Origin of the sequence: Amycolatopsis sp. NBC_01286 (assembly GCF_035982555.1) — a bacterium.
Classification (GTDB): domain Bacteria; phylum Actinomycetota; class Actinomycetes; order Mycobacteriales; family Pseudonocardiaceae; genus Amycolatopsis.
The window spans coordinates 3,925,788-3,945,514 of record NZ_CP108428.1; the positions used below are offsets into that span (position 1 = coordinate 3,925,788).

The 19,727-nt window shown below is 70.5% G+C and carries 15 protein-coding genes and 1 pseudogene; 8 read left to right on the forward strand and 8 right to left on the reverse strand.

The features are described from left to right. Positions 1 to 57: 57 nt before the first annotated feature. The 3 genes from OG570_RS18980 (at position 58) to OG570_RS18990 (ending at position 2,678) form a co-directional block, all read left to right on the forward strand. A complete protein-coding gene (locus OG570_RS18980) occupies positions 58 to 570 on the forward strand; it encodes a GNAT family N-acetyltransferase (RefSeq protein ID WP_326958030.1) in 513 nt (170 codons plus the stop codon). A 59-nt stretch (positions 571 to 629) separates the two neighbouring features. Further along, positions 630 to 1,475 (forward strand): SDR family oxidoreductase, encoded by an 846-nt coding sequence (locus OG570_RS18985; RefSeq protein ID WP_326958032.1) that lies wholly within the window; start codon positions 630 to 632, stop codon positions 1,473 to 1,475. A 132-nt stretch (positions 1,476 to 1,607) separates the two neighbouring features. Continuing rightward, positions 1,608 to 2,678 carry an alpha/beta fold hydrolase gene (locus OG570_RS18990; protein WP_247057346.1) on the forward strand — a complete coding sequence of 357 codons (1,071 nt, stop codon included), beginning with the start codon at positions 1,608 to 1,610 and terminating at the stop codon, positions 2,676 to 2,678. On the opposite strand, the gene OG570_RS18995 is transcribed toward OG570_RS18990, so the two are convergent. The 5 genes from OG570_RS18995 to OG570_RS19015 form a co-directional block, all read right to left on the reverse strand. After that, positions 2,667 to 3,530, reverse strand: coding sequence for a peptidoglycan recognition protein family protein (locus OG570_RS18995; RefSeq protein ID WP_326944228.1), 864 nt, complete (start codon positions 3,528 to 3,530; stop codon positions 2,667 to 2,669). The genes OG570_RS18990 and OG570_RS18995 overlap by 12 nt on opposite strands. Positions 3,531 to 3,532: 2 nt before the next feature. Further along, positions 3,533 to 3,754: a hypothetical protein gene (locus tag OG570_RS19000; protein ID WP_326944227.1), complete on the reverse strand. Its 222-nt coding sequence runs from the start codon at positions 3,752 to 3,754 to the stop codon at positions 3,533 to 3,535. 46 nt (positions 3,755 to 3,800) lie between these two features. After that, positions 3,801 to 5,006: an acyl-CoA dehydrogenase family protein gene (locus OG570_RS19005; protein ID WP_326958034.1), complete on the reverse strand. Its 1,206-nt coding sequence runs from the start codon at positions 5,004 to 5,006 to the stop codon at positions 3,801 to 3,803. Positions 5,007 to 5,023: 17 nt separating this feature from the next. Next, positions 5,024 to 6,319: an acyl-CoA dehydrogenase family protein gene (locus OG570_RS19010; RefSeq protein ID WP_326960082.1), complete on the reverse strand. Its 1,296-nt coding sequence runs from the start codon at positions 6,317 to 6,319 to the stop codon at positions 5,024 to 5,026. A gap of 100 nt (positions 6,320 to 6,419) precedes the next feature. Then, positions 6,420 to 7,247 (reverse strand): SDR family NAD(P)-dependent oxidoreductase, encoded by an 828-nt coding sequence (locus OG570_RS19015; RefSeq protein ID WP_326958036.1) that lies wholly within the window; start codon positions 7,245 to 7,247, stop codon positions 6,420 to 6,422. A 100-nt stretch (positions 7,248 to 7,347) separates the two neighbouring features. Between OG570_RS19015 and OG570_RS19020 the strand changes: the two genes are divergently transcribed. Beyond that, on the forward strand, positions 7,348 to 8,181 hold the full coding sequence (locus OG570_RS19020; RefSeq protein WP_326958038.1) for a helix-turn-helix transcriptional regulator: 834 nt from the start codon (positions 7,348 to 7,350) through the stop codon (positions 8,179 to 8,181). On the opposite strand, the pseudogene OG570_RS19025 reads toward OG570_RS19020, so the two are convergent. Beyond that, positions 8,176 to 9,380, reverse strand: a pseudogene (locus OG570_RS19025) (low temperature requirement protein A). The gene OG570_RS19020 and the pseudogene OG570_RS19025 sit on opposite strands and share 6 nt — an antisense overlap. A 152-nt stretch (positions 9,381 to 9,532) precedes the next feature. On the opposite strand from OG570_RS19025, the gene OG570_RS19030 reads away from it, so the two are divergent. The 4 genes from OG570_RS19030 (at position 9,533) to fxsT (ending at position 17,317) form a co-directional block, all read left to right on the forward strand. Then, on the forward strand, positions 9,533 to 10,426 hold the full coding sequence (locus OG570_RS19030) for an effector-associated domain 2-containing protein (protein ID WP_326958040.1): 894 nt from the start codon (positions 9,533 to 9,535) through the stop codon (positions 10,424 to 10,426). A 175-nt stretch (positions 10,427 to 10,601) separates the two neighbouring features. Further along, positions 10,602 to 12,041, forward strand: coding sequence for a VMAP-C domain-containing protein (locus OG570_RS19035; protein WP_326958042.1), 1,440 nt, complete (start codon positions 10,602 to 10,604; stop codon positions 12,039 to 12,041). Then, positions 12,019 to 13,068 (forward strand): AAA family ATPase, encoded by a 1,050-nt coding sequence (locus tag OG570_RS19040; RefSeq protein ID WP_326958044.1) that lies wholly within the window; start codon positions 12,019 to 12,021, stop codon positions 13,066 to 13,068. Before OG570_RS19035 ends, OG570_RS19040 begins: the two co-directional genes overlap by 23 nt. A gap of 1 nt (position 13,069) precedes the next feature. After that, entirely contained in the window at positions 13,070 to 17,317 is a 4,248-nt protein-coding gene (gene fxsT / locus OG570_RS19045) for an FxSxx-COOH system tetratricopeptide repeat protein (protein WP_326958046.1), read from the forward strand. 4 nt (positions 17,318 to 17,321) lie between these two features. On the opposite strand, the gene OG570_RS19050 is transcribed toward fxsT, so the two are convergent. After that, the gene (locus tag OG570_RS19050; protein WP_326958048.1) at positions 17,322 to 19,160 is read right to left on the reverse strand and encodes an HEXXH motif domain-containing protein; all 1,839 of its coding nucleotides are present in this window, start codon (positions 19,158 to 19,160) and stop codon (positions 17,322 to 17,324) included. A gap of 22 nt (positions 19,161 to 19,182) precedes the next feature. Further along, the gene (locus OG570_RS19055) at positions 19,183 to 19,311 is read right to left on the reverse strand and encodes a hypothetical protein (protein WP_326958050.1); all 129 of its coding nucleotides are present in this window, start codon (positions 19,309 to 19,311) and stop codon (positions 19,183 to 19,185) included. Positions 19,312 to 19,727: the final 416 nt, after the last annotated feature.

A 19,727-nucleotide genomic window follows, 5' to 3' on the forward strand; every position in this document is an offset into this window, starting at 1 on the left:
CTGCTCGCCTTCGCCGAAGGCCCCACGTGCGTGCTCCCGGTCCGGTAAACAGGGGGCATGGACAACATCGTCATCCGATCGGGTGACTCCGGGGACGTCGACATCCTGCTGCGCTTCTTCGACGAAGCCGTCGAGTGGCTGGTCGCGCGGGGCAGCTCGAAGCAGTGGGGGACCGAGCCGTGGAGCGGCGTTCCGAAGCGGGTCGAGCGCGTCCAGGGCATGGCCGCCGATCCCGGGCTGCGGATCGCGATGGTCGAAGGCCGGCCCGCCGGTGCGCTGATCGTCTCCGAGGACCACGATCCGCACGTGCCCGCCGTCGACGAGCGTGAGCTGTACGTGCGGCTGCTGATCACCTCCCGGCGCTTCACCGGGCAGCGCGTCGGCGGGCGGCTCGTCGAGTACGCGCTCGACGAGGCCAAGCGCCGCGGCATCGACCTCGTGCGCGTCGACTGCTGGGCCGGCGGCGACGGCGACCTGCAGCGCTACTACGAGAGCCAGGGCTTCAAGCCGACCGTGCGGTTCGACGTCGACGGCTGGACCGGTCAGGTGCTGGAGCAGCGCGTGGGGTAGCGCGATCGCGGCCGGCGAGCGACACTGTTGACGCGTTGCCAACAGACGAAGGAGTCGCCGTGGCCGAGAATCTCGCGGGCAAGGTCGTCGTCATCACCGGCGGCGGGCAGGGGATCGGCGCGGCGACCGCGTCGGCGCTCGCCCGGCTGGGCGCACAGGTGGTGATCGGCGACCTCGACCAGGTCCGGGCCGAGAAAACGGCCGGTGAGCTGGGCGCCGACGCGCTGCCGCTGGACGTCACCGACATCCGCGGTTTCACCGGGTTCCTCGACGAGGTCGAACGCCGCCACGGCCGCATCGACGTGCTGATCAACAACGCCGGGATCATGCCGCTCGCCGGCCTCGAAGAAGAGAGCGACGCGACGACCCGGCGGCAGCTCGAGATCAACCTGCACGCCGTCATCCACGGCACCCGCGAAGCGATGAAGCGGATGCGCCCGCGCCGCAGCGGGCACATCGTCAACGTCGCGTCGTTCGCCGGCAAAGCGGGCTTTCCGGGCGCGGCGACGTACTGCGCGACCAAGCACGCCGTCGTCGGGCTGTCCGAGGCCGTGCACCTGGAGCTGCACGGCTCCGGCGTGCACGTCTCCTGCGTGATGCCCGCGATCGTGCGGACCGAGCTCGCGAGCGGCCTCGGCGAGGCGAAGCTGTTCAAGTCCGCGAGCCCGGAAGACGTCGCCGACGCCATCGTCGGCGCGCTGCGGAAGCCGAAGTTCGACGTCTTCGTGCCCCGGTCACTGGGTCCTATGGGCAAACTCACGGGACTGCTGCCGCGCCGGGCCGCCGAACTGCTCGCGCGGACGTTGAAAGCGGATCGGCTTTTGGCTTCAGCGGCCCATTCCCCGGCCCGTGCGGCGTACGAAGCGCGGGCCGCGGAGAGCGCTCCCGGGGCGGGCCCGGAGTAACTCGGACGGCCCAACGACTGTCCGAATCGGACGTGCTTGCGGGGTGCTTGCCGGTGTGGTGATGTTGAGCCGCGCGCGTCCGCACTGGCAAGATTGCCTGGAATCCCCGGGGGACATCCAGGAGGCAAGAGAATGGCTTCACCGCCCGCACGGCTGGCCGCCGCGGCGTCGAACGTGGTCGGCAAGGTGCTGCACGGCGGGGTCGCCGATCTCCGCCCGATGCCGCGGGTGCTGATCGACCAGGGCCCGAACCGCTCGGTGTACCGGATGACGCACAGCAGCCGTCCGGTGTCGGGGCCGCCGATCCTGCTGGTGCCGCCGCTGGCCGCGCCGGCGATCTGCTTCGACCTGCGCCGCGGCTGCAGCCTCATCGAGCACCTCGTCGAGGCCGGCCGCAACGCCTACCTCGTCGACTACGGCATGGTCGCGTTCTCCGACCGGCGCCTGGGCATCGAGCACTGGATCGACGAGGTGCTGCCGCGCGCGATCCGCAAGGTCAGCGCCGACAACGGCGGCCAGGCCGTACACCTGGTGTCGTGGTCGCTCGGCGGCATCTTCTCGCTGCTGGTGAACGCCGACCAGCCGGACCTGCCGATCGCGTCGATCACGGCGATCGGCTCCCCGGTGGATTTCACGGCGATCCCGATCGTCGCCCCGTTCCGCCCGCTGGTCGACCTGACGGGCGGCCACCTGCTGACGCCGATCTACCGCGCGTTCGGCGGCGCACCGTCCTATTTGGTCAGCCGGGTGTTCAAGGCGACGGGCATCAGCAAGGAGATCACGAAGCCGATCGCGATCCTCAAGAACCTCGACGACCGGGACTACCTGGCCCAGATCGAGGCGGTGGACCACTTCATGGACAACATGTACGCCTACCCGGGCCGCACGTTCGGCCAGCTGTACCACCGCCTGTTCCGCACCAACGACCTGGCGGAGGGCAAGGTGGACCTCAACGGCCGGGTGATCTCGCTGTCGACGGTGAAGGTCCCGACACTGGTGGTGGCGGGCCAGAACGACACGATCGCGCCCCAGGCGTCGGTGGAGCGCGTGGTGGAGCTGCTGGACAACGCGCCCGAGGTCCGCTTCAAGACCGCGCCGGGCGGGCACCTGGGCGTCCTGACCGGCCGCAAGGCGCGCGGCACGACGTGGCGCTACCTCGACGAGTTCCTCGACGACCGGATCGCCGCCGGCTCAGCCGACTAGGTCGAGGTCGAACGGCTCGGCCGCGCTGTAGCTGACGTCCGCCCACACCGCGCCCGGCAGCTCGTAACGCCGGTGCGACGTCAGCTTCGGGTCGTAACCCGGCTGCTGCGCGGGGTCGTGGCCGACGCCCGCGTGGTCCGAACCCCACGCGAGGATGCCCGGCACCCACATCGGCTTCGCGGAGCCGTCGTCGCCCAGCCGCGGCCGGACGACGATCGCCGAGCCCGGGCTGCCGGACAGGAAGACGCGCACCGTGTGCGCACCCGCGTCCGGCGGGGTGACCGTGATGCGTTCCAAGATCTCGACTCCTGTCGTGCCGGGTGCGCCGGTGGTGGCGCGCTGGCGGAGCCAGCCGGTGTCGATGCCGGCCGGGTCGATCTTGCGGCCGGGTGGCACGCAGACGTCCTTGTGCCCGGCGTAGCGCTCGACCCCGCGGGACATGTAGCGCAGCAGCGCGGCGACGAGCTTCGGGTAGGCGTCGCGCTGCGCGTCGGTCCAGCCGCCGTTGCCCGCGGACTCCGCTTCGATGCCGAGGAACTCGTCGTTCAGGTCGAGGAACCCGAGCCAGCGGGACGCGCCGGCGTGGTAGGCGCAGCCGGCGGCGACGACGTAGATCGTGCCGCTGCGGCCGAGGCCGAGGTTGCACAGCGGCCCGGCCAGGTCGGGGCGGCCGCGGGTGACGAGGTCGAGGGAGGGGTAGTCGCCCGGCGCGGAGTCGGCGGTGGCGGTGTGGTGCCCGACGACCCCTTCGACGACGCGCATGCCGCCGTGGCCACGGGTCTGCCACCCGGCGACCTCGACGACGGGGTACCCGGTGCTGCGGGCGGCGTCGACGAGCCAGGGGACGTACACGGTCAGCCCTCCAGCGCGTCGTAGGCGCCGGAGTCGGCTTCGGTGTCGGACGAGTCGTGCGCGGCGATCCGCGCGGCGAGCGCGGCCCGAGCTTCGTCGAGGGTCTTCGGGTTCTGCCGCCCGGAATCCCACCCCTCGGCGGCCCACTCCTCGGGCGTCTTGATCGGAGTGGTGTCACCGGGCTCGTACACCACGGCGTCGTCGGTCCTGGCAGGTTCGGTCAAGGTCGGCCTCCGCGGGCGAGCGTACCGGAGGCCGACCGTCGGCGACCTACTTCAGCTGAGCACTCGTCTTCCCCAGCACCCGCCGAGCCACGATGAGCTGCTGAATCTGCTGTGTCCCCTCGAAGATGTCGAGGATCTTCGCGTCCCGGGCCCACTTCTCCAGCAGCGACTCCTCGCCGTAAGCCCCGGTCAGCTCGACGCACTTCAGCGCGATGTCCACCACCGAACGCCCGGCCTTGGCCTTCGCCATCGACGCCTGCAGCGAGTTCGGCTTGCGGTTGTCCGCCATCCACGCCGACTCCAGCGTCAGCAGGTACGCCGACTCGTAGTCCGCTTCCAGGCGCAGGAACTCCGCGGCCGCCGCGTGCTGGGTGTGGGCCGGGCGGTCGTAGTCGATGACCACGCCCGCGTCGGTGAGGATCCGGCGCGTCTCCTCCAGCGCCGCCCGCGCGACGCCGATCGCCATCGCCGCCACCAGCGGGCGGGTGTTGTCGAACGTCTGCATGACGCCCGCGAAACCCTTGGCCGTGTCGATCTCCGGCGTGCCCAAGAGGTTCTCCGCGGGGACGCGGCAGTTCTCGAAGCGCAGCACCGCGGTGTCCGACGCGCGGATGCCGAGCTTGTGCTCGACGCGCACCACCTCGAAGCCCGGCGTGCCCTTCTCGACCACGAACGACTTGATCGCCGCGCGGCCCTTCGTCTTGTCCAGCGTCGCCCACACCACGACCGCGTCCGCGCGCTCGCCCGACGTCACGAAGATCTTCTCGCCGTTGAGGATGTAGTCGTCGCCGTCGAGACGCGCGGTCGCCGTGATCGCGGCCGAGTCCGATCCGCACGACGGCTCGGTGATCGCCATCGCCGCCCACAGCCCGGAGAAGCGCTTGAGCTGCTCGTCGGTCGCGACCGAGCCGATCGCCGCGTTGCCCAGGCCCTGCCGCGGCATCGACAGCAGCAGGCCGACGTCACCCCAGCACATCTCGATCGTGCCGAGGACGACGTTCAGGTTGGCGCCGTTGCGGTTGCCCTTCTTGGCGTCGTCGGAACCGGAACGCCGGACGCCCGCCGCCCCGGCGCCGCCTTCGCCGGACGAGTTCAAGCCGTCCAGCAGCGCCGCGAACATGTCCAGCTCGGCGGGGTAGGTGTGCTCCGCGCGGTCGTACTTGCGCGAGATCGGCCGGAACACCTCGGCCGCGGCCTGGTACGCCTGGTTGATCAGCGCGCCGGCCTTCTTGGGAGCTTCCAGGTTGATCATCGGTTCAAAGCCCTTTCCTAAAGAAGGACGGCGCCTTCCATGACGCCGATGGCCCGCAGGTCCCGGTACCAGCGCTCGACCGGGTGCTCCTTGACGAAGCCGTGCCCGCCGAGCAGCTGCACGCCCGCGTTGCCGATCTGCATGCCCTTGTCCACGGCCAGCTTCCGGGCCAGCGCGACCTCGCGGGCGTAGGACTTGCCCTGCTCGGCCCGGGACGCGGCGCGCAGCGTGACCAGCCGCAGCCCCTCCAGCTCGATCGCGATGTCGGCGACCGAGAACGCCACGGCCTGCCGGTGGCTGATCGGCTCGCCGAACGCCGTCCGGTCGTTGACGTAGGGCACGACGTAGTCGAGGACGGCCTTCGCGGTGCCGGTGGCCAGCGCCGCCCAGCCCAGCCGCGAGAGCCGGACGAGCTCGGTGAAGACGTCGAGCTTGCCGCCGCCGAGCAGCGCGCCCGCCGGCAGTGCGACGCTCGAAAGGTGCAGCTTGCCGGTCGCGGCGCCGCGCAGGCCCATCGCCGGCTCGGCCTCGATGGTCACGCCCGCGTTCGACGACTCGACGAGGAACAGCGCCGGGCCGCGGCCTTCGAGGTCGGCCGAGACGATGAACAGCTCCGCCTGCGCCGCGCGCGGGACCAGCGACTTCACGCCGTCGAGCTGGTAGCCCTTGGGGGTGCGGCGAGCCTTCGTCGCGGGCTTGAACGGGTCGTACAGCGCCCGCTGCTCCTGCAGCGCGAGCGCCGCGGCGGGCACGTTCTCGCCGACGAACGCGGGCAGGTAGTCCGCCTGCTGCTGCTCGTCGCCCCAGCTGACCAGCGCGGTGCTGACCGCGGACGGCGCGAGCACCGCGACCGCGAGCCCCAGATCGCCGTGCGCGAGGGCCTCCGCGACCAGCGCGTTGGTGACGACCGAGCGTTCGGTGCCGACGCCGCCCAGCTCCTCGGGGATGCCGACCAGGCTGATGCCCAGCTCGGCGGCCCGGCTCAGCAGGCCTTCCGGGGCTTCGAGCTTGGCGTCGGCGTCCGCGGCGGCCGGGCGCAGCTGCTCGGCGGCGAACTCCGTCACGGTCTCGACGATGAGCTGCTGGTCCTCGCTCGGCGTGAGGTCGAACAGCCCGGTGTCGGACGTCGGCGCGAGCCGGGCGGGCTTGCCCAGCTTCCGCACCGACGTGAACGACCGGGTCGCCGCGCCGGCGGCGCGGAAGCCGTTGCGCGTCCCCGCCGTGACCAGGCCTTCGATGGGCTTGCGCAGCCCGGCCCGATCCACGACCTTGCTCCCGGCCAGCCGGGTCAGCGCCGAAAGGCCCCAGCCCATCGCGTCCCGTTTCCTTGGCGCAGCCATGTGGCCCTCCATCCCGTTACCTACTCGTGAGTAGGTTAACGTGGGATGCGGCTCGGCGCCAGTGCGGGGTCACTTACGAGTGAGTCAGCCGGGCCGAGACGTCCCAGAGGGTGCGCGCGACGGCCGCGTCGCTGTCCGCGGGCCGCCGCCGGGCCGGCTTCGGCGTCTCACCGGATCGCCCGCCCGGGCCGAGGTAGGCGTTGCCCGGGACGTCCTCGGTCGCGGCGAAGAGCGTGGGCAGCGCGCCGTACTCCGTCTTCTTCTGCGTGATCAGCGGGTAGAGCGCCTTGACCACCACCGCCTGGACGCCGCCGGCGTGCCGGTCGAGCCCGGTCCGCGCGACACCCGGGTGCGCCGCGACCGCCAGCACCTTGCTGCCGGCCTCGGTGAGCCGGCGCTGCAGCTCGAGCGTGAACAGCAGGTTCGCCAGCTTCGACTGGCCGTAGGCGCGCATCGGCGAGTAGCGGCGGCGGTCCCAGTTCAGGTCGTCCAGCTCGATCTTGCCCGTCCGGGACAGGCCGGACGCCACGGTCACGACCCGTCCGGTCAGGTGCGGCAGCAGCAGGTTCGTCAGCGCGAAGGGCCCGAAGTGGTTGACGGCCATGTGCGTCTCGAAGCCGTCGACGGACTTGCCGTACGGCACGGCCATCACGCCCGCGTTGTTGACGAGCACGTCGAGGTCGCCGGACCAGCCGTCGGCGAACGCGCGCACCGAAGCCAGGTCGGCGAGGTCGAGGCGGCGGACCTCGGTGTCGCCGGGCGGCGGCGTGACGCGGGCGGGGTCGCGCACGGCGAGCACGACGTGCGCGCCGCGAGCGGCCAGGTCGCGGGCGGTGATGGCACCGAGGCCGCCTGCGGCACCGGTGACGACGAAGGTGCGGCCGGAGAGTGAATTGGTCATGCGCTCAGCGTCGCCGCGACGGGCGGGCCGTGGCAGAGCGCGTCGAACGGGGGATCGGCGATCCCTGGCACGCCCGGCGGAAGCGCCGATAATCGAGGGTGTGGACCGACTCGAACTCGCCGACTTCCTGCGCCGCCGTCGTGAGGCACTGAGCCCGGAGGACGTCGGGCTGCCGCCGGGGCAGCGTCGCCGTACCGCAGGCCTGCGCCGCGAGGAGGTCGCGACGCTCTCGGGCATGTCCACCGACTACTACACGCGGCTGGAGCAGCAGCGCGGGCCGCGGCCGTCGGAGCAGATGCTCGTCGCCATCGCGCGCGGCCTGCGCCTCTCGCTCGACGAGCGCGACCACCTGTTCCGCCTCGCCGGCCACACTGCGCCGACGCGGGTTTCGCGCAGCGACCACGTCAGCCGGCCGTTGATGCGCGTGCTGGACCGGCTGCACGACACCCCCGCCCAGGTGATGTCGAACCTCGGCGAGACGCTCGTGCAGAACCAGCCGGCCAAGGCGCTGCTCGGCGACGAGACCGGCTACACCGGGCCCGCGCGCAGCGCCGTCTACCGCTGGTTCACCAACCCGGACGAGCAGCTGATCTACCCGGCGGCCTACCGCCCGCGGCACGCCCGGTTCCTGGTGGCGAACCTCCGGACCGCGAGCGGCACCGACGCCCGGGCCACCGAGCTCGCGCGGCTGGTCCGGGCGAAGAGCGCGGAGTTCGCCGAGCTGTGGGACGCGCACGAGGTCGGGGTGCCGTCGGAGCGGCGCAAGACGATCGTCCACCCGAACCTGGGCGAGATCGACCTCGACTGCCAATTGCTGTTCACCGACGACCTCGCGCAGGTGCTGCTGGTGTTCACGGCCACGCCCGGCACCGAGGACGCCGAGAAGCTGCAGCTCCTTTCGGTCGTCGGCCCGGAGCTGCTCGAGTCGTCATGAGTGCTCGGCGTGCACCTGCTTGCGCCACTCCGCGAACTGCAGGCGTTCGAAGGCGATGAGCGCGAGCACGACCGCGGCGACGATCAGCACCAGCACGGCAGCGGGCACGTGTTCCAGCAACGGCGTCGCCGCGACCAGCAGGACCGCGATGACGAGGCGCTGATGGTTCCAGCTGCCGAGGTTGCGCTTGCGCAGGGAGCTCAACGCGATCAGGTAGAGCGCGAGCCCGCCGGTCAACGTCCAGGCCGGCACGCCGTGCAGCGCTTCGCCGGGTGCGTGGTGCTCGGTGTCGGCGACGTAGAGGAGCGCCTTCTTCAGGCCGAGGGCGACCAGCACGATGCCGGCGATCAGCGGCAGGTGCAGGAACGTGTAGGAGTCGGTGGCGAGCTTCGCGCGCTCGCGCCCGGTCGCCCGCGTCAGCCGGTGCTCGGACACGCGCGCGACGACGTCGAAGTACGTCCACCACATCCCCGCGGCCAGCGCGAGCCCGCACACGGCCGCCCCGGTGACCGGCCACGACATCGGCAGCGCCCCGATCCCGATGCCGATCGCGACGATCGACTCCCCGAGCGCGATGATCACGATCAGCCCGAACCGCTCGGCGAAGTGCGCGGGCGAGTTCAGCCGCCAGCCGTCGGGCCCGGTGAGGTAGACGTTGAGGTAGTCGACGAGCAGCGCGACCACCCAGAGCCCCAGCTGCCACGGCCCGCTCAGCGCCGTCGCCACACCGAGCAGGATGACGCTCGGCAGCAGTCCGACGAACATCCGGAGCAACACGCGCTTCAGCCCGGGATCGTGCCGCGCGGCGCCCAGGTAGGCGACGAGGTGCAGCAGCCGCACGAGCGCGTAGCAGACCACGAACAACACGGGCGCGAACAACCCGCCGGGATGATCGACAAAGGCCTCGGGAATGGTGAGCGAGACGAGGAACATCACGGCCATCGCCCCGAACATCGCGAGCCGCGCGATCCCGTGGCGACGTGGATGGTGGTCCCGAGCCAGGCGTAGGAGCACCAGCACCACCACAGGACAGCGAGCATGGCCAGCCCCTGCCCGACCCCGAGCGGGCTCAGGTGATCGGCCATCAGCTGGGTGGTCTGGGTGATGGCGTAGACGAAGACCAGGTCGAAGAAGAGCTCGATGGTCGAGACGCGGTGGTCCTCATCCGCGCTCACCAGGTGGAGGCGTCTCGTTGGCACGCCGAATTATGGACGAAACAAGGACAAGGAGGTCCCGTTTCGCCGTAACGCCCTGCGCGAACATGGCCGGGCGTGCACAGGTCTGGGACACTGATTGCGGGACGTGGGGAGGTGTTGTGCCTGTGCATTCAGCCGCGCTGCACCGGACGATCATGGCCGTGGACGTCGTCGGCTACAACAACCCGAAGCGGACTGTCGCTCATCTCCGCGAGGTGCACGAAGGTCTCTGGGGCGTGCTGCGCCGGACGTTCGCCGAGACGGGCGTCCCGTGGGAAGCCTGTTTGATCGAGAACACCGGCGACGGCGCGATGTTCCTGCTGCCACCGGACACGGCCAAGGCCGACCTGGTCGCGCAGCTGCCCGAGCGGATGCTCGGCGAACTTCGCCGTCACAACGCCGTGCACGCGGTCGAAGCCGGGCTCCAGCTCCGCCTGGCGATCCATGCCGGCGAGGTCCATCGGGGCAGCCACGGCTCGATCAGCCCGGCGGTCAGCCACACGTTCCGCTTGCTGGACGCGGAGGAGGCCAAGGTGGCCCAGAAGCAGACAGGCGCCCAGCTGGCCATCATCGTCTCGGAAGAGTTCTACCGCGAGGTCGTGAAGCACGACCCGGCAGCCGACTCCGACGCGTACCGACAGATCCTGGCGGAGGTCAAGGAGACGACAGCCCAGCCGTGGCTGCGCCTGCTGGGCGGCACCCCGGGAAACGTCCTCACGGTGCCCCCGCCGGCCCCGCACCGCATCCTCCCGAGGCCGCGGAGCCCGTTCCCGGAATTGATCGAAGCTCTGCTGGCGGTTCCCTGCGTGCGTGACGCGCAAAGCCGGAGATTGCTGCTGGAGGTTTTCCGGCGCCGCGAAATCGCCGAAATCGTGCCCTATCACGCAGAGGACCGCCTGCACGTGATCGCACTGGCGCGAACTTGCCAGCGTTTCGACGGCGGACTGTCGGACCTCTTGGATGCGGTCCGGACCATTGAACCGGAATCACCGCAGGTCGAAGCCCTGTCGATCATCATCGGAGCATGGCCGGATCCGCAGACCCGGTAACGCTTGTCCAGCTTTTGCCCTGTTCCGGCCGGGATTGATCGGTAAACTCACGTTCCCTGGCCACGAGGACGTCGGGGAGGTGGTTCGTCAGGTGCCGGCCGATGATGGGGGCTACGGGCCCGGACGCGAGTTCCGTGCCGGGCCGGGTACCACGATCGCGGTCCGGGAAGCGATCGTGAACGTCCTCGCCACAGCGGGTTTGGCTGTCGATCCCGCCGGCCGCGCATTGTTGCTCGACTTGATCCACGACAACCTCGGATTCCAGCTGACGATCCCGGATCAGGTGACCGGCCGCGATCACCTGATCGAAGTCGTCAACGCCTGCGCGAAGGCCGACGGCGGAATGAACGCGCTTGCCGGCGCCGTCCGGATGATGCGCCCGGACACACCGGAGTCGGACCACGTCCGGCGGCTGACGCACCAGCCGCGGATGTACGACCTCCTGCCGGATGCGGAACTGATGTGGCTGCGCTCGATGTTGTCCGGGCTCATCCCGCCGCGGCTGAGCGCGTCGGTCCGCCGGGCGGCCGGGTCGGGCGAGCCGCCGTCCGACGTCCGCGACGCGTGGGCGGCGTTCTGCGTTCTGACCGATTTCAACACTCCGGCGAGCGGTCTGCCGCCCGCACTGGCGTTCGTCGAGTACGTCGCGGCGAAATGCGCACCGGGACTGGCCGGCGAATTGCGTGCCTGGAACACCCTGCAGGCCCGCCGGCTTCAGGCCGAGCCGGGATTGCGTGAACTGCGGGCGGATCCGCAGCCGGATTCTCCGGCCGGGGCGAGACTGCACCTGATGATCGTCGTCCAGCCCGACGGCATCGATCCCGGCCGGCACCAGGTCTCCTTCTGGCGTCAGGACGATCCCGAGGTATGGCCGCCGGCCAGGGGCGGCCTCCACACGGTGGCGGGCGACCAGCTCGAGCGGCACGTCGACGCCCTCGTCGTCGACGCCGAAAAGGCGTGGGCGGAATATCGCGGCGAAGTAGCCCTGGAGTTCGTCCTGCCGAGGGCGCTGCTGAACCTCCCGGTCCACCGGTGGTGCAAGGAACACGAAACCGGCGACCCGCGGCCCCTGTTTCTCGACTATCCGATCGTCCTGCGGTCACTGGAACGGATGCGATCACCGCAATGGCACCGGGCCTGGCGAATGCGCTGGGAAGCGATGGCGACCGAGCCATCGGCCGAACGGGTGTATTTCTGCACGGCGGACGACACGGGGGAGCGGCATCGCCTCGACGCTATATTGAGTGAAGAGCAATGGATTGTCATGGTTCTTGCGGCAGCGCCGTCATTGCGGCCGCGGCCGGGCGAAGACGAGCTGGCGGCAGGATTGCGGTCCGGGCTGCCGGCATTATTATGGCACCCCGAGGCTTCGCTGGATCTCCTACGAGAGGTGGTCACGTGGCTCGTCGACGGCAGTCTCAACGATCTTCCCGTCCAGGTGCAGAAATCACGGCGCGCCGCATTCCGGAAACTGACCATTCCGGTGGATCTGCGGCCGGTACGCGATCTCGTCATCCTGTGGGACGACCCGTCACGACTCGTTTTCCTCGACAGTCCGCCGTTCCGGCCGGCCCCGCCGCCAGGGAACGCGGATGAGCGAGGCCGGGCGTCCTGAGACACCGCCGGGCTGGTGGGTCTACCGCGGCACCGGTCTTCCGGCGCCGGAGCGGGCCGGGCTGCTCCCGCCACCGCCGCCGTGGCGCGAGTTCGACGGCGGGCCACTCCTGGACGAGATTTCGGTGCCGTCCGACAATGGTGAAATGAAGCGGCGGCTGGGCGCGGCCAGCACGGAATCGGTGCCCAGGGCCGACATTCACGAGGTCGACATGGTCAACGCGGCCCTCTACCTGCGCCGGCCCCTCCTCGTGACGGGACGTCCCGGCAGCGGGAAGTCCAGCCTGGCGTTTCGGATCGCCCGGGAACTGGGCCTCGGCCGGGTGCTCCAGTGGCCGATCACGTCGCACACCACAGTAAAAGCAGGACAGTACGGCTACGACGCGATCGGCCGTGCCCAGGCGGCCGGCACCCGGTCGGTAGGCGGCGGAGAGGCGGAACCGCCCATCGGCGACTTCGTCCGGCTCGGTGAGCTGGGCACCGCTTTCCTGCCTCGTAGGAGGCCCCGCGTCCTGCTCATCGACGAGCTGGACAAGTCCGAAGCCGACCTGCCCAACGACTTGCTCAGCCTGTTCGAAGACGGCGAGTTCGAAATTCCCGAGCTGATCCGGATGGCGCAGCGGACGCCGGTGGTCGAGGTGTTCACCGCCGATCCCGACTCCACCGCCGAGATCATCGGCGGCCGGGTCCGGTGCCATGCCTTTCCCGTGGTCATCATCACCAGCAACGGTGAGCGGGACTTCCCGCCGGCCTTCCTCCGCCGCTGCCTGCGCTACGAAACAAAGGACCCGGACGTCGGCCAGCTGGCCGCGATGGTTGCCGCGCACATGCTCGACCCGTCTGACGAGCACCGGTCGCGCATCATCGAGGAGTTCGTCAGCCGCAGTGAGGCATTCGGCGGGCTGCCGGTCGACAAGCTCCTGGAGGCGGTTTACCTGGCCACGTCGGGGGCCTACCGCGAAGACGACGTCTCCTGGCCGAGGCTGGTCGACGCGCTCTGGCGGCAACTGAATTCCCTGGTTTCCTGACGTGTCGCGGGAGCCGGCCGAGGTGCCCACGGTCTCCGAGCTGAGCTGGAGCGAAGTGGGCGACGCGGTGTGGCTGGCGATGGCCATCGGGGATTCCGCTCCTCGCGCGCACCCCGAATTCGAGTCGCCCGAAGAACCGGCCGATCCGGAGGACCTGGACCACGGGTCGCCGGAACCGCCGGAAGAACCGGCCGGGCCGACGATCCCGCCGCTCGGCCGGGGGCCTGAGCTGCTCGTCACCGCGCTGGTCAAGAGCGCGGAGATCCTGGGGGCGAGCGGTGCCGAAGGTGTCAACGGACCTTCGCGGTTCCTGCCGGAGGCGGCCGCGGTCACCCGGGCGCTTCGTCCGCTCAAGCAGACACGTCCGTCGCGCCGCGAGCAGGACGTCGTCCTGGACGAAGACCTGACCGCGGAACAGGCGGCGCAGGACCGGCTCTGGCTTCCGCAGACGAAGCCGGCCACGCTCCGCGCCCTCGACTTGACCGTCGTGGTCGACTCGAGCCCGTCGATGGCGTTGTGGCAGCCCACGGTGGCGGCCTTTCTCGCACTGCTCCGGCAGCTCGGCGCGTTCCGGGCCATTCAGATCCGGTTGGTGGAGACCGACAAGCGAACCGGCGACGTCGTGTCCGGGCCGGTGCTGCGAGGTGGCACGCCGGGCGCGCCGGAACGGCAGCCCGCGGAGCTGCTCGATCCGTCCGGCCACCGCTTGATGCTCGTGCTGACCGACGGGATGGGTGAGTCCTGGCGCGAAGACCTGGTTTCCCCGCTGCTCGCCCAGTGGGGCCGGACGATGCCGGTGTGCATCGTCCAGGTGCTGCCCCAGCGGCTCTGGGGCCGGTCGGGCCCGCAGTTCCACCAGGCCAGGCTCACGACGCCAGGGCCGTTCCGGCCGAACCGGCGGTACGGGCTCGAACTCCCGGATTCCTGGCTGACCGGCGAGGACCCGGGGACGGCGGGCGCCGGCGCGGTGCCGATCCCGGTCGTCGAGCTCGACGCGCGCTGGCTCTCGTGGTGGGTCCGGTTGGTCAGCCGGGTGCAGCCCGACCCGGTGCAGGCGGTCGTCATGCTCGCGCGGACGCAGCCCCAGCCCGCGGAGCCGTGGGACGAACTGCACGGGCCGGAGCTGTCCGCCGGAGATCGTGTCAGGCACTTCCACGGGATCGCTTCACCGTCGGCGTTCCGGCTGGCGACGTTGCTGGCCGCGGTGCCGGTGAGCCTGCCGATCGCCCGGTTCGTCCAGTCCGAACTCGTGCCGGAAGCGGCCACCGCCGATCTCGCGGAGGTGTTCAGCAGTGGCCTGCTCGACGTGCCGCCGGCCACGGAAACTGTCAAGAACTGGGACGACATCGTCTACGAAATCCCTTCTCCCGTGCGAGAAGCGCTCCTGGCCGCAGGACGACGGTCGGACACGGCTAGGGTCGTCGTCACCACCACCCGGCGCTTCGGTGACCGTTATCCGGTGCTGCTCCGGGTCGCCGAGGCGCTGGAGGATCCGGTCCGTGCGCCGCTGCCCGAATCGCACGCCGACCTGGTCGCCGGGGTCGCGATCGAACGGGCTGTCATGCGGACCTTGTCCGGGCCCTACGCCGGACGGGCCGATCGCCTGCTGCGCTGGGAAGCCGAGCTGGCCGGCACGAGCGGGACGGCGACGGAGAGCGGAACCGTCACGAATCCCCTGTCCACGACCGAGAATCTCGTCGCCGACGTCCACGACCAGGCGGCCGACTCCCTGCAGCGGGTCCGCCAGTTCACGACCGACGCGCCCACGGTGTGGGGCGCCGTACCGGCTCGCAATCCGGACTTCACCGGCCGGCAGCTGCTGCTCGAAGAACTGGCCGAGGAACTCCACAGCAGCGGCCGCGCGGTGCTCTTCGGCACCGGCGGTCTCGGCAAGACCCAGATCGCGGCGGAGTACGTGTATCAGAACCTCGGGCGGTACGACCTGGTCTGGTGGGTCAGTGCGGCGCAGGGGACGCAGATCCGCGCGTCACTGACGGAACTCGCTCGGCAGCTCGGACTGGCCGGTGCCGCGGAGACCGTCACCGCGGTGCCCGCCGTGCTCGAAGCCCTCCGGTCCGGTCAGCCGTACCGCCGGTGGCTGCTCGTGTTCGACTCGGCGGACGAACCCGAGGCGGCGCTGCCGTTCCTGCCGTCCGAAGGGCCGGGCGAGATCGTCGTGACGACGAGGAACCCGGACTGGCCGGAGAACTTCCCGCAGCTCCTTGAAGTGCGGCCGTTCACCCGTGTGGAAAGCACCGAACTGCTGAGCCTGCACGATCCGCAGCTCGGCGCGGAGCAGGCCGACCGCCTCGCGGCGCAGCTGGGCGATCTGCCGCTCGCGCTCGCCCAGGCCGCCTCGCTGCGGACCGAGATCGCCATGCCGGTCGACGAGTATCTGCGGCGCCTCGAAGAGAAGACCACGGAAATCCTGGCCACGTCGGCCCCGACCGAGTACGAAGTGCCGATCGCCGCCGCGTGGAACGTCTCGTTCGACGAGCTCGGAACCCGCAACCGCGCCGCGCACCAGCTGCTTCAGGTCTGTGCGTTCTTCGCTCCGGAACCGATCTCCCGCAGCATCTTCACCGGTGTCCGCAGGCTTTCCATCGCTCCGGAGCTCGACGCCGCCATGCGTGACCCCACCCAACTCGACCAGGCACTGAGGGACATCAACCGATGGGGGCTGGCGAAGGTCGACCACCGGTCCGACACGCTGCAGCTGCACTGGCTGGTCCAGCTGGTGCTGCGCAACAGGATGAGCGACCAGCACCGGCGGGATCTCCAGCACGGCGCGCACCTGCTGCTGGCGAACCGGGATCCCGGTGATCCGGCCGCGGCCCGGCTCTGGCCGCAGTACCACACGTTGCTTCCGCACATCTACGCCGCCGAGCTGATCGACTGCGACGACGACTGGGTGCGCGAGCTCGTCATCAACCTGTTGAAGTTCTTGTACTTCTGGGGTGACCACACCGGTGCGACGTTGCTCGCCCAGCGCGTGACGGCGTCCTGGACCGAGCGGTTCGGAGAAGCTGACCCGCTGACGCTGGAAGCGTCGGAACGGCTCGGCTTCTTCCTGTGGGTGCTCGGCAGGTACGAGGAGGCGGAGGTGATCAACAACCGCACGCTCCGGCTCTACCAGCAGAAGGAGACTGCCGGCCAGCGGTCCGAGCAGACCTTGAACGCACAGTTGTCGGTGGCCGTGGTGCTGAAGGCCAGAGGGGACTTCGTCGGCGCGCGCAGGCTCAACCTGGCGACCTTTCACGAGGCCGTCGCGATCCTCGGCAGCGATGAGCCGAAGACCCTGACCGCCGCCCACGATCTGGTCGTCTCGCTGCTCCTCACCGGCGAGTACGAAGAGGCGCGGCGGATCGGGGAGGACACCTACGCGCGGTGCGCGGAAATTCTGGGGCCGGACAACGCGGCCACCATCAGCACGTTGAACATCCTGGCGATCTGCCGGCGCGAGATCGGTGACTACGCCCTGGCGCGAATGGAACTGCAGAAGATCGTCGAGCGGGTCCGCAACCTCTTCCGGGACGACAACGCGGGCGTCGTCCGCCGGGAGTACCACCTGGCGGTGGCGTTGCGGAAGGACGGTCAGCACGCGGCGGCGCTGACGCTGTCCAGGAGCACCCTCGAGCGCTTCCGCTCACGCTACGGGCTCAGCCATCCGAATACGCTGCCCTGCGCGCTGGCGCACTCGATCGACCTGCGGTACGCCGGGGAACTCGAAGCAGCAGGCGAGCTGGGCCGACAGGCGGTGGACCTGTACCGGGCGAGTCTCGGCGACCGCCACCCGCACACGTTGATCTCGGAGATCGACCTCGGCGTGACGCTCCGGCTGCTGGGACAGACCACGGCGGCGCGGAAACAGGACGACAACGCTTTTCGGAACCTGCGCCGGATCCTCGGCGCCGATCATCCACACACCATCGCCGCGGCGATCGATCTCGCGAACGACCAGGTGGCTCCCGGCTCCTCGCGGATGTCGGCAGAGCGGCTGCTGGTGCGGGACACCGAAAGCCTGGCGCGTGCCCGTCGCACCGTCGGCGAGGACCACCCGATCACTCTGGCGGCCCAGCTCAACCGGGCTCTCGACCTGCGTGGGGTCGGCCGGGACCGGGAATCCGTCCTGCAGCAGCAGGACGTCGTCGCCCGCTACCGCCGGGTGCTCCGCGGCGACCACCCGATGACGGTGGCCGCCGAACGCGGGAAGCGTGCAGTGTGCGACATCGACCCGACCCCCTTGTGACGGCTCACCGGTCGGTCGTGGCCAGCCAGCGAGCAACCTCTTCGGGCGTCGGGGCCGGGTTCGTCCGCTTCCGGATCCCCCGGTGCACCGCTCGGACCAGTTCGGGCCGGTTCAGGATGACGGCTGCCGTGTTCTCCTCGTGGGTCATCCGCAGGGCGAGCCCCAGCCCGACCAGGGCGACTGGCACGTCGGGATCCCGGCGGAGTTCGGCCCGGTAGCCTTCGAGAGCGGCCTCCCCGTCGCCGTTCACGAGGGCGAGGTCCGCCTCCGAAGCGTCGGAGACGTCCCGCCAGACCTGCCGGGCCCGGCGTTCACCGTCTGCGCCGAGGCGGACCCGGAGCAGGTCCGCCCGTGCCTCCGCCCACCTGCCGTCCGGGTCGGTGACCAGGATCGTGGCGGCGGAATCGGCGCCGGGGACGGTGGCGCCGCCCAGCCAAGCGCCGACGAAGCGGTCGACCGTCTCCGGCGCCGGGCGGTGGTGGCGGAGACGCCAGCCCGCGTAGTGGTCGGCGGCCATCAGCGCCGACCAGCCCGCGGCGGCTGTCGTCACCTCGTCGTGCCGCCAGTCTTCGAGGCGATCCGCGAGGTGATCGAGGAACCGGTGTCCGGCTTCGGTCAGCTCGGCGTCCTCGCGGATGTCGGCCAGGGTGTTCCCGACCTGGTGCCGCCAGTGCGCGAACTCGAAAGCGGCGAGTTCGTCGTCCGGCTGGTTGCCGCTGAGCGCGCGGTAGAACTCCGTGACCGCGAAGAACGCGTAGATGCCGTGGATGACGCCGCCGAGCGGCCGCGGATCGTCTCGCCACGGTGCGTAGAGCCGTTCAGCCCGGTCGCTGGAGTGGAGAGCCGCGATCTGCAACAGGCCGCCGAGCCGGATGTGCTGGAACTCGTGGACCAGTGCCGCGGCCAGGGTCGCCGGGTCTTCAGGGCGGCAGATCACCGCGCTGCCGAACGCCTCCCCGCTCGACGCGCTCGGCAGGCGGAACGGGAACGGGGGATCGGGCACGATCGTGTCGAGGCCGGCGGGCAGAGCGTCCGCGTACCCCGGGACCAGCCGGGTGATCAGCTCCCAGGCCCGGCCGAGCATGTTGCGCCAAAGCCCCAGGTCTTCGGGTGAGAGCCGGTAGGGCGACCGTGGACCGTGGAGCCCGCGGTAGGGGTCGACGTCGTCGATGCGGATCGCCAGCCGCTGCCCCCCGGAGTCCAGCTCGACCGTCCGGACCCCCCGCCAGCCGGGCGCGTCGGCCGAGGAGTCGGCCGGGATCACCACGATGCGGCCGCAGGCCGAGATCTCGATCCGGCCGGCCACACTGCGGACCTCTACCGTGGCGCTGTCGGGGAGCCCGTCGATGTGGGCGATGCCGAGGGTCGGCAGGGCTGCCAGTCCGCGCCACGCCGGGACCTGAATGCGAAAGCCGGCGACGCCGGCGCGTATCGCCGCCGCGGCCGCCAGGGCGTGCAGGTGTCCGATGTGGACCCAGAGCGGGCGGCCGTCGGTGACGTCCTGATGCCGGAGCAGGCGGGTGGTGTAGCCGACCCAGCTGCCCGTGTAGGGGTGGGTGAGCACGTCTTCGAGCGCTCGCGGGTCGGCCTCCTCGGCCAGGACCAGCAGGTCCCACGCAATATCAACGGAAGCGAGCGGTCCGTGCCGGTCCGGGTGCCCGGTCGTTTCGTCGATGATCGCGCGCAGCAGAAGCAGCCGCCGGCTGCGCTCCGCCGCTCGTAACCGCCGGACCGGCGCTGGGCCGCCTTCTGAGCGGGCCAGGAGATCGAACTCCGCCCACGAGACGTCGTGCACGAGCGGCTCGGTGGGGGTTTCGACGGGGACACTACTGCGGATGGACACGGTCCACCCTAACGGATGCCGCCTACTCGACCCGTTTCGCGCCTTGGCTCCCGCTCGCCGTGATCGGGATGTGCGCCGTGCGCTCGACGGCGTGGCGCACTGATCTGCGCAAGAGCGCGGAGTCGAGTTTCCGCAGCTCGGACAGCGGCATGGCACTGAGGTCCAGGAGCTCGGATTGGATCCCCGGTCGCCTCTTGCCGCCCGGCGATCGCATCGCGATTCCCCTCTCATTGAGATCCCGCTTGGAGGCGCGCGTAAAGTAGCACGCCCGTCGATCACCCATTCGGGGGCGTGCCGTAAAGGGCAGCGTACTCCGGGTGGCCTGAGGTTTCGCCGTTTTCGCGAACAGGGTAACTCCGCAGTGTAATACCGGGAGTCACGGTACGAAGCGGTGAGCCGCGGTCGCGAATCGGTGACGAAAGACCGGTGCCGGGTGGTGAATAGATTCCGAAGGGATCTACCGTGGATGGGCCGCCAGTGCGGTCGCGGGTTCCGCTCGCCGGGTGCGGCCTGCCGGGCTCTTGCTGGGGAAGCGCACAATGGATCTGCTTGGCGGCCACCGGGTGT